This is a genomic window from Streptomyces sp. NPDC060028 (assembly GCF_042736725.1).
Taxonomy (GTDB): Bacteria; Actinomycetota; Actinomycetes; order Streptomycetales; family Streptomycetaceae; genus Streptomyces.
On sequence record NZ_JBHWVJ010000011.1, the window covers coordinates 57,245 to 71,808 of the forward strand.

Genomic DNA, 14,564 nt, shown 5'->3' on the forward strand with positions numbered 1-14,564 from the left:
CCTGGCTCGCTATCCCGCTGCCGTCGGCTGGGCGATCGGGCCCGCGTAGCGGATGTGGCCGCCCTCCACCCGGTGCAGGAAGAAGAGGTTGCCCTTGACCTGCCGCATCTCGTCGAAGGTGTACTCCCTCGTCAGGCCGCGGTACGTGCCCTGCGTGAGGGCGGTCAGCAGAACGGCGCGGGCCGGGCGGGCGCCGCCGCCCGCGGCCGTCGCCAGCCGGTCGATGACCAGTCCGGCCGCGTCGTACGCCTCCGCCGTCCAGATCCCGGGAGCCGATCCGTAGGCCGCCTTGTGCGCGCGTGCCATGTCCGCTACCTGGGGGGCCTCCGGACCGGTGTACGGGGTGAGGAACTGCCAGCCCTCGGCGGCGGGACCGGCGGCGGTGAGGAACTCCGTTGTGGCGATGGAGTAGTCGGCGGCCCGCGGACCCTTGAAACCGGCCGCGGCGAGCGCCCCGGCGACCTTGCCCGCGCCCGTCGGCGTACCGGCGTAGAACAAGCCGTCGATGCCGTGGGCGAGCATGTCGGTGACCACCGGCGCCAGGTCCCGGGTGCCGCGGGGCACGACCCGTCCGTAGGAGGTGGCCCCGGGCGCGAAGATGTCCAGGGTGCGGTCCGTCAGCTGCGCGGCCTGCCAGGTCTCGCTGTCGCCGTCGCGGTCACACAGGACCCCCAGGCGGCGTACGCCCTGGTTCCGGGCCAGTTGGAGGTTGACGGCGGCGGCCTGGCCTGCGAAGAGGGGGCAGCCCTGGAAGAAGCTGCGCCGGTCGGTGGTGCTGAAGCTGCTGGCCAGGGCCGACACGGTGATCAGGGGTACGGCGGCCTCGCCGTACAGTTCGAGGCAGGGCGACACGGACGCGTTGCCGGTAGGCCCGATCACGGCGAGCACATCGCGGTTGCCGATGAGACCGGTGGCGGCGGCCGCGGAGCGGTCGGGCCGCCCGGCGTCGTCCGCGGTGGCGACCGCGAGGGTGAAGGGCTTGTCCTTGCGGGAGTTGAAGGCGTCGACGGCCAGCCGCACCCCGCGCTCCTGGGCCTGCCCGGCAGCCTTCTGCGGGCCGGTGAGGTCCGCGTGTACGCCGATCACCCACTGCCGGGGGGCCGGCCCGGCGGGGGTCTTCGCCTTGCCGTCGTCGCGCAGCGCCAGCCACGCGGCGATGCCGCCGCCCGCCGCGAGCACCGCCCCGCCGGAGGCGAGTGCGAGGAACCGGCGTCGCGACGGACCCTGCCCGCCCGGGGCGGGGGAGGCGTCGGGGTCCGCGACGGTCTCCTCGATGCCGGGCAGGGCGAGCAGGGCGGCGGCCCGCTCGGCGATGGTGGCCACGACGGGGTCGGGCAGCCAGTCGGTGCCCGTGTCCGGTGTGTCCTCGGTCAGCGCCTCGTCCAGTTCGTGCGCGGTGGGGCGGACGTCCGGGTGCTTGGCCAGGCAGGTGCGCAGCAGTGCGGCGAGCTCGGGATCCGCGAGGACCTCGGGGCCGAGGTCGGGTTCGTCGTGGACGGTGCGGTAGAGCACGGCGTCGACGGCGCCGGTACCGAAGGGCAGCCGGCCGGTGGCGGCGTACGCGAGCAGGCAGCCGAGCGAGAAGACGTCCCCGGCCGGTTCGGCCCCCTGCCCGCCGGCCTGCTCGGGCGGGAGGAATCCGGGGGTGCCGATGACGGCGTCGGTGGAGGTCAGGGCGGTGTGCTCGCCGCCCCGGGCGATCCCGAAGTCGATGAGCCGGGGCCGGTCCATGCCCAGCAGCACGTTGCCGGGTTTGACGTCCCGGTGCACCAGGCCCTGCTCGTGCATCACCCCGAGAGCCTTGGCCAAGGCCTTGCCGAGGACCCGTACGGCGCGCAGCGGGAGCGGCCCGTGGGCGGCGACGGCCTCGGCCAGGGAGGGGCCGGGGACGAAGGTGGTGGCCAGCCACGGCTCCGCGGCATCGGGATCGGCGCCGGTGACCCGTACGGCCCACGGGCTGTCCACCCGGGCGGCGATGTCGGCCTCACGGCGGAAGCGGGCCCGGAAGTCCGCCTCGTCGGCGTACTCCGCGCGGATCACCTTGACCGCGGCGAGCGCGCCGTCGTCCGTACGGCCGAGGTAGACGACGCCCATGCCGCCCGCGCCGAGCCGTCCGAGGAGCCGGTGGCCGGCGATCCGCGAGGGGTCCGAAGGGTGCAACCGTTCCATCAGCCCGCCGCCTTTCCGAACTCCTGCTCGGCGTGCTGCATCATCCGGCTGCCGCCCTGGATGACGGCCGTTTCGATGGCGGTGTCGGTGAAGCCTGCCGCGCCCTTGCCGGCGACGGCCACCGTGACCGGGCCGAACTGCGCCTGGTTCCAGATGTAGAGGTAGGGCCCGCCGCCCTCCGCGCCCACGTACTTGCCCCGCTCGTTGAAGGCGTCCTCGCTCCAGCCGTTCATCTGCTCGCCCTGGTACAGGACGCCGCCCCACAAACCCTTGATCTCTTCGTTCGCGCGCAGCCGCTGGTCGGGGCAGCGCAGAACCTCTTCCATGGCACGGGCGGTCTCCCAGCCGGACTCCTCGCGGCTGTGGTGCACGGTGACCGTGACGTTGAGCTGGAGGCGGCCCTGACCGTTCTTGGGCGGTATGTGGAAGTAGCGGGTGGTGGTGGCGAGGACGTCGGCGGGCAGCCCGGTGGTCTGCCACGCGCAGTCCTCGCCGAGCACGGGCCAGCGGCCGGGGTCGCTCTCGAAGGGGACGCTGTGCACGACGTCCGGACCGAAGACCTCCCGGTCGACGATGATCCGGCCGATCGCGGCGCGGGCCTCGGCGGCGGTCTTCGGCAGCTTGGTCTCGTCGAGGTCGGGCACGAGGTCCTCGGCGGTGCCGGCGGGCACGGCGGGCGAGGCACTCGGATGGCCTGAGCCGAAGGCCGTCGGAGCGGGCGAGGCGCGGGTGGGGCTCGGGCTCCGACCGCCCTCCGCCGTCCCCCCGGAAGAGCACGCCGCCAGCACGGACAGGCCCGCCAGTACACAGCCGCAGGTACGCAGGGCAAAGCCCCGTTCACGTGTCACATGTCCCCCCACGGCTGGGATGTTACCCCTCTGCCGGGTGCGCTAACTGGCATATCGAGCAATGAAGTTGATGCCGGGGCTCGGTGGGTCTCAGAGGCGCGCCGACCCCTCGCTCGTCCCGCGCAGGGCCTGGAGGACGGACCAGACGACCGAGACCAGCGGGACCGCGACCACCGCGCCCACCACCCCTGCGGTGCTGGCGCCCGCGATCACCGAGAGCGCGACGATCACCGGGTGCAGACGTACCGCCCAGCTCATCACCAACGGATGCAGCAGATGGCCCTCGATCTGTCCGATGACCACGATCAGGGCGATCACCAGGGCCGCGACGAGCGGGCCCTTGGTGGCGAGGGCGACCACGGCCGCCACGGCGAGGGCGACCGGCGAGCCGATGAGGGGGATGAACGCGGCGAAGAACTCCAGCAGCGCCAGCGGCACGGCCAGCGGGACCCCGAGCGCGAAGAGGGCGATCCCCACCAGCACGGCATTGGTCGCGGCCACCAGCACGATGCCGTGGGTGTACCCGGTGAAGGTCCGCCACGCCGCGCGCCCGGCGACCCGCACCCGCTCCTGCGCACCGAGCGGGAGCTGTCCGCAGAACCAGCTCCACTGCCGGTCCCCGGAGTGGATGAAGAAGACGGAGCAGAACAACCCCAGAACGCCGACGGTGACGATCACCACGAGCCGGCCGGCTCCGCTGACGGCCGTGGTGAGCAGCGTCTCCCGGTGGCTGGACAGGTACGCCCCGATCTTGTCCTGTACGTCGCCCAGCACATGGGAGTCCAGCCGCAGCGGCGGCCGCTCCAGCCACTGCTGGATGCGATCCAGGCCTTCCCTGAACTCCTTGACGAGCGTGTCCCATTCCCCGACCACCGCCTCACCCACGAAGGCCAGTACGCCCAGGACCAGGATGATGCTGCCGATCAGGGCGCAGGCCACGGCGAGCGGGCGAGCCATGAACCGGGCCAGCAGATCCGCCGCCGGCCGCAGCATCGCCGTCACGACGAGACCCAGGAACACGGCGATCGCGATCTCGTGGAACCGCCCCAGGGCGGCGAAGACCGCGTACCCGACGGCTCCCACCACCAGGAGCCGCCAGGCGTACGCGGCGACCGTCCGCAGGATCGGCGAGACGTGGGGGCTGTCCGTCCCGGGCGAGCCGTACGGCCGCATCCGGGCCCGCCGGGAGGCGGTACGGATGCGGGCGCGCCGGTCCTCCCCGCGCCGGCCGGTGGACCCGCGTGCGGACTGCGCGGAGCGCCTGGTCATGGACGGCCCCTCCCGGGTGTGGTGCCTACGAGGTACCACGCGCCCCCGCCCGCCTCACGCGCCCGGCGGCACATTAGCCCGAAGGCGTGTCGGCGAACGCCGTCGTCGTCCTTCCGGGCGCGTGCATCGTCGTATAAGTAAAGAGATCACAAATGATCGAACTCGTTAGCGTGTCGACCAGGTATGACCAGTCCATGGATGACGCGGAGCTGCTGTTCCAAGGGGTCGCCCGGCAGGCCGAACTCGTGCGTACGGGAAAGGTCTCCGCCCGCCGCCTGGCCGAGGCCTCGCTGCGGCGCATCGGCCTGCTGGACCCGAGCCTGAACGCCTTCCGCGTGGTACGCGCGGACCAGGCCTTGGCCGAGGCCGACGCGCGCGACGCGGCACGCGCGTCCGGCGCGGACGGCCCCCTGCTCGGTGTTCCGATCGCGGTCAAGGACGAGCTCGACGTCGCGGGGGAGGTGACGACGTACGGCGGCGCGGGCAACCGGACGCCGGTCGCCGAGGACGCCGAGGCGGTACGGCGCCTGCGGGCGGCCGGAGCGGTGATCATCGGGAAGACGACGATGCCGGAGTTCGGCCAGTGGCCGTTCACCGAGTCCGCGGCCCACGGATACACCCGCAACCCCTGGGACACCACGCGCACCACCGGCGGGTCGAGCGGAGGCAGCGCCGCCGCGGTGGCGGCCGGCCTGGTCGGCGCCGCGCTCGGCGGCGACGGCGGCGGATCCATCCGCATCCCGGCCGCCTGCTGCGGCCTGTTCGGCCTCAAACCCCAGCGCGGCCGCGTCTCCACCGCTCCGCACCCGCACCTGTGGTACGCCCTGGGCACCGTGGGACCGCTCACCCGCACCGTGGCGGACAGCGCCCTCCTCTACGACGTCCTCAGCGGCCCCGCCGACGGGGACCGCTGGGCCGCCCGCCCCGGCGCCACGAGCTTCACCCAGGCTCTGGCCACGACGCCGGGCAGGCTACGGATCGGGTACTCGGCCAAGCCCGCGGTGCGCGGCGTACGCCCCCACCCGGAACACGTGGAGGCCCTGCGCGCGACCGCCCAGGCGCTGCGCGAACTGGGCCACGACGTACGGGAGATCGACCCCCGGTACCCCGACACCACGGCCGCGTTCCTGCCGCAGTTCTGCGGCGGCGTACGGGCGGAGGCCGCGGCCATGGAGCGGCCGGAGCTGCTGGAGCGGCGGACCCGCCAGACACTGCGGCTGGCGCGGCTCGCGCCCGAGGGGGCCGTGGAATGGGCCGTCCGCGCCGGGGAGCGGCTGGCCGTGCGCGCGAACCGCGTGTTCACGGGAGCCGGATCCGGCCTGGACCTGCTGCTCACCCCGACGATCGCGCAGCGGCCCCGCCCCGTCGGCGTGCTGGACGGTGCGGGCCTGCTCACGGCGATGCTGCGCTCGTTGCCGATGATCGCCTACACGGCCCTGTGGAACGTCACCGGCAACCCGGCCGCTTCCGTCCCCGCGGGCCACGGCAGCGACGGACTCCCGCTGGCCGTACAGCTCGTGGGCGGGCAGCACGACGAGGTGACCGTCCTGCGGGTGGCGGCGCAGCTCGAAACCATCCGCCCGTGGGCCGACAGCCGGCCCCCGGACAACTGGACGACTGGACGACTGAGCGGTTGAACAGTCGGCCGATCAGGACGCGCGCGGCCTCAGGTGCGTGGTGAGGTGGTGCTGCAGGGGCTGGCCCACCGCCGCCATGTCGTGGACGACGGTCAACTCGCCGTCGCGCAGGCTGTAGCGACGCCGGGTGCCGGTGACCTCCTTGGCCAGGGGAGTCAGCGCCACGTCCTTGGTCTCGATCTCGATCTCCCCGTCGGACACCCGCCCGACGTACGTCTCGACGATCCCGGTGGGGTGGGCGAGCACCACCTCCAGCGTCGCGTCGGGCGTCACCCGCCACCATCCCGCCTCACGTCCCGCCGGGCGCACCGGGGCCCCGGACCCGTCGATCAGCCACGCGCGTGCCTCGTACCGGAGGAAGGGGCGGCCGTCGTGGCTGAAAGTGAGTTCCTGCTCGTACCGGAAGTCCTGTTCGAGGGTCGGATACTGCCCCTGTCCCCGGCCGTGCCAGCGCCCCAGCAGGGGCAGCACCGGCCGCAGCAGCGGGTGCGGCTCGGGGCCTTCGCCGAGGGTGTGGCTGTCGGGGTACGGATTTTCCTGCACCGGCTCGAACATGTTCGCCCTGTCTGTCTGCGTGTCCCCCCGCGGCGCGCAGCCTAGCGCGCGATCTTCAGCGCGACGCCCAGGGTCGTGGCCGACCGCCAGGACAAGTCGAAGCCTCCGGCATCGCGGCCAAGGCCGACCAGAACCGCCGGCGCGCAGCCGAAGTGGGCGTCGCAGCCGCCGAACCCGCCGTCGGGGACCAGTGGGCCGACCACCGTACAGGTGGTTGTGCCCTGCAATGACCAGGTCGGGGTGCCGCCGACGCAGTGGGCTCGGGGGCGCGCCGCCGGCCGTACACTCGGCCCATGGGTCGCACACGTTTCGTGAGGGAGTGCCTGCCCCAGGCCGCCTCCGAGGTGTGCCCGGGCGCCGCGGGTGCGGCTGTCCTCGCCCTGCACGGGCACGGCTAGCGATCGCCATGGGCCCCCCCGGGCCCGGCCGTCGGTTCGTCGATCTTCCCGCCCGCCGTGCGGTCTCTCCACGGGCGACGCCCTCTTCCGCCCTGCTCCACATCACCACCGCAGTCTCCGGCGTGCCGCCGGCGCTGTCGCCCGGCTACGCCCGCACGACCGGGGCCGCGCCGCCTCGAAGGGATCATTGTGAAGCTGAGCGACTTGCTGGCCGGGCAGGAGCACCACGTTCTCCGGGGTGACCCGGCGAAGACACTGATCACCGCGGGCATCACCTTCGACGTCGAAAGGGTGACACCGGGATCGGTGTTCATCGCGGTGCCGGGCCACCAGGAGGGTGGCCCCGTCTCCGTGCCGGCCGCCCTCGCACGCGGCGCCGCGGCCGTCGTCGTCGACGCCGGGGAACCGGACCTCACCGCGCCGATGTGGGCCTCCGGGGCAGCCGGGGCCGCCGCGTCCTTCGGCGCATGCGTCGTCGCGGTGCCGGACACCCGCACCGCCGCCGCCGTCGTGGCCTCCCGCCATTTCGGCGAGCCGGGCCGGCAGATGGACATGGTGGCGATCACGGGCACCAACGGCAAGACCTCGGTGTCCTACATGGTCGAGTCGGTCCTGCGGATCTCCGAGGGCGCGAAGGTCGGCGTCATCGGGACGGCGGGCAGCCGCATCGGCGATGAGCTGATCCCGATGCCGAGGTCCGTGCTGACCACGCCGGAATCGCCGGACCTCCAGTACCTCCTGGGGTACATGCGCGACCGCTCGACCTCCAGCGTGGTGCTCGAAGCCACGTCGATGGCCCTGCTGACCCACCGCGTGGACCGGACCTTCATCGACGTCGGAGTGTTCACCAACCTCACGCAGGACCACCTGGACGATCACGGGACCATGGCCAACTACCGCGATGCCAAACTGCGCCTGTTCCAGGGCCTGTGCCGGCGCGCGGTGGTCAACGCGGACGATCCGGTGGGCGCCGGGATCCGGTCGATGATGCCGGGCGCGGTGGCCACGTACGCCCTGGACGCCCCTGCGGACTACCGGGCCACCGACCTCGTCATGAGCGCCTCCGGCACGCGCTTCACCCTCCACCACGGCGGACGCGCGTATCCGGCCTCGATCCCGGTCCCGGGCCGGTTCTCGGTGGCCAATGCGCTGGGCACCGTGGCGGCCTGCCACGTCCTGGGCCACGATCTGGGCCCCCTGGTCGCGGCCCTGGACCGGATGCCGCCCGTCCCGGGCCGGTTCGAGCGCTTCCAGACCCCGCTGGGGACCTCCGTGGTCGTCGACTACGCGCACTCGCCCGACTCCCTGACCAAGGTCCTGACCGCGATCCGGGGCTTCGCCCGCGGCCGGGTCATCACCGTCTTCGGCTGCGGCGGGGACCGGGACACCACCAAGCGGGCCGAAATGGGCAGCATCGCCGGCGCCCATTCCGACCTGTGCGTCCTCACCTCGGACAATCCGCGCCACGAGGACCCCGAGGCCATCCTCGACCAGATCGCCCCCGGCCTCGAGGCGACCGGGACACCTTTCCGGCGGCTCCCCGACCGCCGTGAGGCGATCGCCTTCGCGCTGTCCGCCGCGGGTCCCGACGACACGGTGCTGATCGCGGGCAAGGGAAGCGAGCCGCACCAGATCGTCGGCGAGGAGCTGATCCCCTTCAGCGACATGGCGACCGTGCGCGAACTCGGCTGTCCCTGACAGAAACTGACCTGCTGTGTAATGTCACATAGCATGATGATGCCGTTACGCCGTGCGGCCCTCGCCGCCGCCCTGCTCGGGGTTGCCGCCCTCCTGCCACCCGCCACCGCACACGCGGACGCCGCCCCGGCCCCCGCCTGCCTCACCGCCACCCCCTCGCCCGACCCGGAGCAGAACCGACTCGCCGACCCCCGGACCGCCGCCTTCCCGGAGCGGGCCGCGCTCGACACCTTCGTACGCCGCTTCCCGGCCGCCCTCTGCGCCACCAGGAACGCCCCCGAGGCCGCGCGGCTCCTCGACGCGTGGGGCGAGGGGTTGTGGCAGGCCGCCGTGAACCGGGCGCAGGGGCGGCGGCCCGGCGGGGACCTGGCCACCGGGGACGACCGGCCGCTGTACTGGGCCAGACTGGCGATGACCGTCCAGCTCGCCCGCTGGCAGCCGGAGTTCCCCGTCGACCGGCAGGCCCTGCGCAGCAGGTTCGAGGACGCCTCCCGCGGCCTCACCTCCAACGAGTTCCGCACCGCGCCCGGTGTGCGGCGCGTGTTCATCAGCGGGTTCGACCCCTTCGGACTGGACGTCGAGCTGCGCCGCGCCAACCCCTCGGGCTCCGCCGCCCTCCAGCTCAACGGCCGCCGGGTGACCCTGGCCGACGGCACGATCGCGGAGATCCGGGCGGTCGTCCTGCCCGTGCGGTACGCCGACTTCGACGCCGGAATCGTGGAGCGCGCCTACGGCCCGCGCCTGGCGGCCGGCCCCCGCGCCGCCGACATGATCACCAGCATCAGCCAGGGCTACCCCGGCCTGTTCACCCTGGAGGCCTGGGCCGGACGGGCCCGCTCCGCGGATCCGTACCCGGACAACGCCAACGCCCTCTCGGGCGGCACGTACGACCGCCCCGTCACGGCGCCGGGGCTCGGGCCCGGAGCGGAGTTCCTGCGGACCAGCCTGCCCACGGACGCCATGACCGCCGTACAGACGCCGTATCCGGTACGGCTGAACACCGCCGTCACCGAGATACCGGCCGGGGAGCAGGACCCCGTGGACCGGGAGGACGGGCCCACCCCGGGCTCGCGCGCCGTGGCGGGCGGAGGCGGCGGCTACCTCTCCAACGAGGTCGCCTACCGCTCCAACCGGCTCCGCCTCGAAGTCCGCCCGCAGGTCCCCGGCGGCCACCTGCACACCCCCGTGCTCACCGGACTGCCCGCGGACCAGGCCCAGTTGACCGGCGCCGAGTTCGAGCGGAACGAGAGCGCGATCACCGCGCAGGTGCTGGCCGTGCTGCGGACCGGCGTGCCGGGGTAAGCAGGGGCGGTCGTGGGAGGCGCCCCCGGTGCCCGCTTAGGGTGGGGCGCATGGAGACCTACACCATTGGCCAGGCGGCCCGGCTGCTGGGCGTGAGCGTCGACACCGCCCGGCGGTGGGCGGACGCGGACCGCTTCCCCACCCGCCGCGAGGGCAACCGGCGCATCGTCGACGGTCCGGCCCTGGCGTCGTTCTGCGTGGAGGCGGCCCAGGACGGCGACGGGGGCGGGGAGGCCTCGTACACCTCGGCCCGCAACGCCTTCCCCGGCATCGTGACGGGGATCAGGCTCGGAGAGGTCTCCGCGCAGGTCGAGGTGCAGGCCGGACCGCACCGGGTGGTGTCGCTGCTGACCCGCGAGGCGGTCGAGGAGCTGGGCCTGGAGGTCGGCATGCGGGCCACCGCCCGGGTGAAGTCCACCAGCGTGCACATCGACCGCGGCTGACCCACGGCCCCGGTGCTCGCCCGTCGTCACCCGGACGGCAGGGGGCGGGCCCGGACGCCGTGGGCGGGTGCCTGCTGGCCGCCCGACGGGAGCATGCGCACTTCACCCTGGTCGCTGATCTCGGCCTGCACGATGCCGGTCACATCGGCATAGACGGGGTGTCCGCCGGGGCCGTTGCGCTCCGTACGGGCCACGATCACGACGTCCTGGTTCTGGTCCCGGCCGTCCTCGGGGCCGTCGGGGAACGTCAGCTCGTACCGCTCCGTGTCCATCGCGGACCCCCTTCCTTCCCTCCTCTCATCATGCGGGCGGGGGCGTCGGCCCGCAGAGTGGACACGGATCACCACAGATCGGGAGATTTCTATGAGCTGCATCAACCGGCGGGACCTCGCACTACTGGCCCTGCGCGCCGGTACCGGCGCGGTGCTCATGGCGCACGGGACCCAGAAGCTGTTCGGGTGGTTCGGCGGAGGGGGCCTGGCCGGGACCGCGGCCGGTATGGAGCACATGGGCTTCCGCCCCGGGAAGCAGAGCGCCATCGCCGCAGGCCTGGGGGAGGCCGGCGGCGGGGCCCTGCTGGTGCTGGGCCTGGCCACCCCGGCGGCCGGCGCCGCGGCGGCGGGGGCCATGGCGGGGGCCGTGGCGGTGCACGCGCCCGCCGGGTTCTTCGCGCAGGGCGGCGGGTACGAGTACCCGGCCTTCCTCGGGTTCACCGCGGCGGCCATCGGCCTCGCCGGCGCCGGCCGGTACTCCGTCGACCACGCCACCGGTCACCTCTTCGACCAGCCGTGGACGCTGATGCTCGCCTTCACCGGCAGCGCGCTCGCGGCGGCCGCCGTGCTCGCCAAGCGCGCCGCGGCGCAGTCGGACGAGGCACAGGAGTAGCCGACGGAGCAGGCGGATACAGCTGTGGCCCGGATCCGAGGATCCGGGCCACAGCCAGTGGTAGCGGGGACAGGATTTGAACCTGCGACCTCTGGGTTATGAGCCCAGCGAGCTACCGAGCTGCTCCACCCCGCGTCGGTGAACCCAACCCTACGGCACTCCGGGCGGCCGCCGGACCACGCTGTCCCCTGAAGCTCAGTGATCGGAGTAGCTGACGTCTCCCACGGTCCAGGCGCTGACGTCCTTGATGGCGACGCGGTACATCCCGCCCGTCTCGGGAATCCCGATCGAGCCTTGCAGGATCCGGGCCACGTGGAAGTGCAGGTGCGTGGGCGGACCGTCCCGGTCGGACCGCCGCGACGCCGGGTCCGTGGCGAAGATGCCGGAGAACGGACCCAGGCGGTCGGAGTCCGTCAGGACGTCCGATACGCGCTGCCTCCACACGGTTTCGGGAGCCAGTCGACCGGTGATCACCGCACCACCGACGACGACGGTCAGGGACATCTGATTGCTGCGCTCGGACTCCACGGTCGTGGCGATGTCAACGAGCAGCTCGTCAGGCTTCGACATGAAACCCGATTCTATTCACTCCCCGCGCCGCTGGCAGGCCGAGTCAGCCACGGGGTGGCTCCAGCGCCTTCGACCGGGCGATGACCAAGGCGACGTCGTCGTGGTCGTCCGGCCGTCGCAGGGAGTCCAGCAGCCGGTCGCAGGTCTCGTCCAGCGACCCGTCGGGCTCGGCGAGCAGGTCCAGCAGGACGGCGAGGCGGTCGTCGATGGGCTGGTCGCGCACCTCGACCAGACCGTCGGTGTAGAGGACCAGACGGTCGCCGGGATCCATCCGCACCGTGGTGGACTCGAAGGGCACGCCGCCCACGCCGAGGGGCGTACCGGTGGGCAGGTCGAGCAGCCGCGGGGCCTGGCCGGTACGGATCAGGACGGGCGGCAGGTGTCCGGCGACGGCGATGCGGCACTCGCCGCGGTGCGGGTCGTACACGGCGTAGAGGCAGGTGGCGATGGTCTCCTCGAGCGTGGCGGTCGCGAGGTCGAGCTGGCGGAGCACCTGGGCGGGGTCGAGGCCGAGCTCGGCGAGGGTCCGGGTCGCGGTGCGCAACTGCCCCATGCCGGCGGCGGCGTTGATGCCGCTGCCCATCACGTCCCCGACCACGAGGACGGTGGTGTCGTCCGAGCGGGGGATGGCGTCGAACCAGTCGCCGCCGATCTCGCTGGTGGCCGCCGCGGGCCGGTAGCGGTAGGCGACTTCCAGGCCCGGGGTGTGCGGCGGGTGGTGGGGGAGGAGGTGGTGCTGGAGGGCGAGCGCGGTGTGGTGCGCGTTGCGGTACCAGCGGGCGTTGTCGATGCAGACGGCGGCCCGGGCGGCGAGTTCGCCGGCCAGGATGATGTCGTCCTCGTCGAAGGGCAGCGGGTTGCGGGTGCGTTTGAGGTCGAGGGCGCCCAGGACCTCGCCGCGGGCGATGAGCGGCACGGCCAGGTAGGAGCGCAGGCCGGCGCGGGCCAGCAGGGCGCCGGCTTCCTCGTCGCGGGCGATGCGCGAGATGTCGTGGGCCTTCACGTGGGCCACGAGCACGGGATGGCCCGTGGTCACCGAGCGGGTGACCAGCCGGTCGGCTTCGTAGCGGGCGATGTCGCCCGGCGGATCAGCGGCCCGTACGGCCTCGCTGGGGTACGCGGCCGCCACCGCGAGCGCGCGGAACACCGCCGGCTCGTGGGCGGAGGACTTCAGGCTCGGGCGGCCTTCGAGGACGGAGTCGAGGATGTCCACCGCGGCGATGTCGGCCAGCTCGGGGACGACGACATCGGCCAGCTCGCGGGCGGTGAGATCCAGATCCAGGGTGGTCCCGATGCGGACGGTCGCGTCCGCGATCAGGGCGAGCCGCCGACGGCTCCGGGCGATCTCCTTGGCGGCCAGGTGGCTCTGGGTGACGTCCACGACCGAGATGGCCAGGCCCAGGACCTGCCCGGCGGCGTCTTCCAGCCGGTAGTACGACACCGACCAGGCGTGCTCGTGGTGCTGGTCACCGTGGGTGTGGCCCGCGGTGAACTGCTCGACCAGCGGTGTGCCCGTGGCCAGGACCTGGCGCATCGCGGACTCGACGGCCCCCGCGTCGTCGAGGAAGGACAGGGCCTCGCGTACTCCGCGGCCGATGTGCTCGGCCGCGGGCAGCCCGTTGATCCGTTCCAGCGTAGGGTTGACCAGGACGTAGCGCAGTTCGGTGTCCAGCACCGCGAGCCCGATCGGGGACTGCGCCACCAGACGGGCCGACAGGGCCAGGTCCCGCTCCAGATGTCGCAGCCTCGTACGGTCGGTCGCGATCCCCAGGGCGTAGATGTCCCCGTGCTCGTCCTGCAGCCGCATGTTGCGGAACTCCACCAGACGGCTGCTGCCGTCCTTGTGCAGGACCGGGAACGCGCCGGCCCAGTCCCCGGCGCCCCCCATGACCCGCGCGAACAGTTCCAGCACGAGGTCGACGTGCTCCTTGGCCGCCAGCAGCTTCGCGGCGGGCCGGCCGAGCGCCTCCTTGGCCGTCCATCCGAAGAGCTGCTCGGCCTGGGGGCTCCACAGGGCGATGCGCCCCTTCGCGTCGAGCACGACGGCGGCCACGTTCAATACGTCGAGCAGCCCGCTCGGCGGGGAGATCCCGACCATGGCGGGCTCGGCGCCAGGCATGCCGTGCGCATCGGACGCGTCCATAGCCGAGCTCCCTTCCGGCCCCGGGCCGGTTCGCGGGCCATCTCCCATCCTCCCTCCGTACGCCCCTCACGGCCCCCGGGCGCGCACGCCCGGGCGGCACGGCCGGCCTGAGGGCCGACGAAAATCTGCGGCCGTTTAGGTGATCGTTCCCTCTGGTGACGGTGTGTGTCGTCCGTGTAGCGTGACGGTAGCTGTCGTGGTTCGAAGTGCCTTCTGCCCGCGTCTTCTCGGTGTGGGCAGTCTTGCTGTGTTGTGCCGTTGGACCAAGGCGATCACCTCTGCCTCCCGCGCTGTGCTGGGGGCTTTCATCGACTGGAAGGCATGACCATGGCTACGGGAACTGTGAAGTGGTTCAACGCGGAGAAGGGCTTCGGCTTCATCGCCCAGGACGGCGGCGGCCCGGATGTGTTCGCCCACTACTCGGCGATCAACGCCTCGGGCTACCGGGAGCTCCAGGAGGGTCAGGCCGTGACGTTCGACATCACGCAGGGCCAGAAGGGCCCGCAGGCGGAGAACATCACCCCCGCGTGATCTCCGGCCGCAGAACCGTCCGCAGAACCGTTCCCTCGGTCGAGCGACGGCTCCGCGGCAACTGATCCGGGCCGGGGCCACGCCCCCGGCCCGGACCGCCTCCCTCGCGCGGGGGA

The 14,564-nt window shown here is 73.0% G+C and carries 13 protein-coding genes and 1 tRNA gene; 6 read left to right on the plus strand and 8 right to left on the minus strand.

What is annotated here, in order from left to right; all coding sequences use genetic code 11:
* Positions 1 to 9: 9 nt before the first annotated feature.
* The 3 genes from ACFWBF_RS08575 to ACFWBF_RS08585 form a co-directional block, all read right to left on the minus strand.
* Complete coding sequence (locus tag ACFWBF_RS08575) at positions 10 to 2,169, minus strand: bifunctional serine/threonine-protein kinase/ABC transporter substrate-binding protein (protein ID WP_385597239.1); 2,160 nt, start codon at positions 2,167 to 2,169, stop codon at positions 10 to 12.
* A complete protein-coding gene (locus ACFWBF_RS08580; protein WP_385597242.1) occupies positions 2,169 to 2,840 on the minus strand; it encodes a hypothetical protein in 672 nt (223 codons plus the stop codon). The genes ACFWBF_RS08575 and ACFWBF_RS08580 overlap by 1 nt, the downstream gene beginning before the upstream one ends.
* A gap of 267 nt (positions 2,841 to 3,107) precedes the next feature.
* The gene (locus tag ACFWBF_RS08585) at positions 3,108 to 4,190 is read right to left on the minus strand and encodes an AI-2E family transporter (protein WP_385597412.1); all 1,083 of its coding nucleotides are present in this window, start codon (positions 4,188 to 4,190) and stop codon (positions 3,108 to 3,110) included.
* 248 nt (positions 4,191 to 4,438) lie between these two features.
* On the opposite strand from ACFWBF_RS08585, the gene ACFWBF_RS08590 reads away from it, so the two are divergent.
* Positions 4,439 to 5,923 carry an amidase gene (locus ACFWBF_RS08590; RefSeq protein ID WP_385597245.1) on the plus strand — a complete coding sequence of 495 codons (1,485 nt, stop codon included), beginning with the start codon at positions 4,439 to 4,441 and terminating at the stop codon, positions 5,921 to 5,923.
* A 12-nt stretch (positions 5,924 to 5,935) separates the two neighbouring features.
* On the opposite strand, the gene ACFWBF_RS08595 is transcribed toward ACFWBF_RS08590, so the two are convergent.
* Complete coding sequence (locus ACFWBF_RS08595; RefSeq protein ID WP_385597247.1) at positions 5,936 to 6,478, minus strand: FABP family protein; 543 nt, start codon at positions 6,476 to 6,478, stop codon at positions 5,936 to 5,938.
* Positions 6,479 to 7,065: 587 nt separating this feature from the next.
* Between ACFWBF_RS08595 and ACFWBF_RS08600 the strand changes: the two genes are divergently transcribed.
* From ACFWBF_RS08600 to ACFWBF_RS08610, 3 genes are read left to right on the plus strand one after another with little or no spacing between them, the layout of a single operon-like run.
* Entirely contained in the window at positions 7,066 to 8,574 is a 1,509-nt protein-coding gene (locus ACFWBF_RS08600; RefSeq protein ID WP_385597249.1) for a UDP-N-acetylmuramoyl-L-alanyl-D-glutamate--2,6-diaminopimelate ligase, read from the plus strand.
* Positions 8,575 to 8,607: 33 nt separating this feature from the next.
* Entirely contained in the window at positions 8,608 to 9,876 is a 1,269-nt protein-coding gene (locus tag ACFWBF_RS08605; RefSeq protein WP_385597252.1) for a pyroglutamyl peptidase, read from the plus strand.
* Between the two features lie 50 nt (positions 9,877 to 9,926).
* Positions 9,927 to 10,319: a molybdopterin-binding protein gene (locus tag ACFWBF_RS08610; RefSeq protein ID WP_385597255.1), complete on the plus strand. Its 393-nt coding sequence runs from the start codon at positions 9,927 to 9,929 to the stop codon at positions 10,317 to 10,319.
* Between the two features lie 26 nt (positions 10,320 to 10,345).
* Here the strand turns inward: ACFWBF_RS08610 and ACFWBF_RS08615 are convergent, their stop codons facing one another.
* The gene (locus tag ACFWBF_RS08615) at positions 10,346 to 10,591 is read right to left on the minus strand and encodes a DUF6296 family protein (RefSeq protein WP_385597257.1); all 246 of its coding nucleotides are present in this window, start codon (positions 10,589 to 10,591) and stop codon (positions 10,346 to 10,348) included.
* Between the two features lie 91 nt (positions 10,592 to 10,682).
* On the opposite strand from ACFWBF_RS08615, the gene ACFWBF_RS08620 reads away from it, so the two are divergent.
* The gene (locus tag ACFWBF_RS08620) at positions 10,683 to 11,204 is read left to right on the plus strand and encodes a DoxX family membrane protein (protein WP_385597260.1); all 522 of its coding nucleotides are present in this window, start codon (positions 10,683 to 10,685) and stop codon (positions 11,202 to 11,204) included.
* Positions 11,205 to 11,262: 58 nt separating this feature from the next.
* Here ACFWBF_RS08620 and ACFWBF_RS08625 read toward each other — a convergent pair.
* The 3 genes from ACFWBF_RS08625 to ACFWBF_RS08635 all read right to left on the minus strand — a co-directional run bounded on the left by ACFWBF_RS08625 (position 11,263) and on the right by ACFWBF_RS08635 (position 13,917).
* Positions 11,263 to 11,339 (minus strand) — tRNA-Met (locus ACFWBF_RS08625).
* 60 nt (positions 11,340 to 11,399) lie between these two features.
* On the minus strand, positions 11,400 to 11,774 hold the full coding sequence (locus ACFWBF_RS08630) for a hypothetical protein (protein ID WP_385597263.1): 375 nt from the start codon (positions 11,772 to 11,774) through the stop codon (positions 11,400 to 11,402).
* Between the two features lie 43 nt (positions 11,775 to 11,817).
* Positions 11,818 to 13,917: a SpoIIE family protein phosphatase gene (locus ACFWBF_RS08635; RefSeq protein ID WP_385597266.1), complete on the minus strand. Its 2,100-nt coding sequence runs from the start codon at positions 13,915 to 13,917 to the stop codon at positions 11,818 to 11,820.
* Between the two features lie 327 nt (positions 13,918 to 14,244).
* On the opposite strand from ACFWBF_RS08635, the gene ACFWBF_RS08640 reads away from it, so the two are divergent.
* Positions 14,245 to 14,448: a cold-shock protein gene (locus ACFWBF_RS08640; protein WP_267726646.1), complete on the plus strand. Its 204-nt coding sequence runs from the start codon at positions 14,245 to 14,247 to the stop codon at positions 14,446 to 14,448.
* Positions 14,449 to 14,564: the final 116 nt, after the last annotated feature.

Excerpts from the sequence above, each read along its gene's own strand:
- ACFWBF_RS08640 (WP_267726646.1), top strand. The coding sequence starts at position 14,245 with ATGGCTACGGGAACTGTGAAGTGGTTCAACGCGGAGAAGGGCTTCGGC.
- ACFWBF_RS08605 (WP_385597252.1), top strand. The coding sequence starts at position 8,608 with ATGATGATGCCGTTACGCCGTGCGGCCCTCGCCGCCGCCCTGCTCGGG.
- ACFWBF_RS08575 (WP_385597239.1), bottom strand. The coding sequence starts at position 2,169 with ATGGAACGGTTGCACCCTTCGGACCCCTCGCGGATCGCCGGCCACCGG.
- ACFWBF_RS08595 (WP_385597247.1), bottom strand. The coding sequence starts at position 6,478 with ATGTTCGAGCCGGTGCAGGAAAATCCGTACCCCGACAGCCACACCCTC.
- ACFWBF_RS08620 (WP_385597260.1), top strand. The coding sequence starts at position 10,683 with ATGAGCTGCATCAACCGGCGGGACCTCGCACTACTGGCCCTGCGCGCC.
- ACFWBF_RS08635 (WP_385597266.1), bottom strand. The coding sequence starts at position 13,917 with ATGGACGCGTCCGATGCGCACGGCATGCCTGGCGCCGAGCCCGCCATG.
- ACFWBF_RS08590 (WP_385597245.1), top strand. The coding sequence starts at position 4,439 with ATGATCGAACTCGTTAGCGTGTCGACCAGGTATGACCAGTCCATGGAT.
- ACFWBF_RS08610 (WP_385597255.1), top strand. The coding sequence starts at position 9,927 with ATGGAGACCTACACCATTGGCCAGGCGGCCCGGCTGCTGGGCGTGAGC.
- ACFWBF_RS08630 (WP_385597263.1), bottom strand. The coding sequence starts at position 11,774 with ATGTCGAAGCCTGACGAGCTGCTCGTTGACATCGCCACGACCGTGGAG.
- ACFWBF_RS08615 (WP_385597257.1), bottom strand. The coding sequence starts at position 10,591 with ATGGACACGGAGCGGTACGAGCTGACGTTCCCCGACGGCCCCGAGGAC.
- ACFWBF_RS08585 (WP_385597412.1), bottom strand. The coding sequence starts at position 4,190 with ATGCGGCCGTACGGCTCGCCCGGGACGGACAGCCCCCACGTCTCGCCG.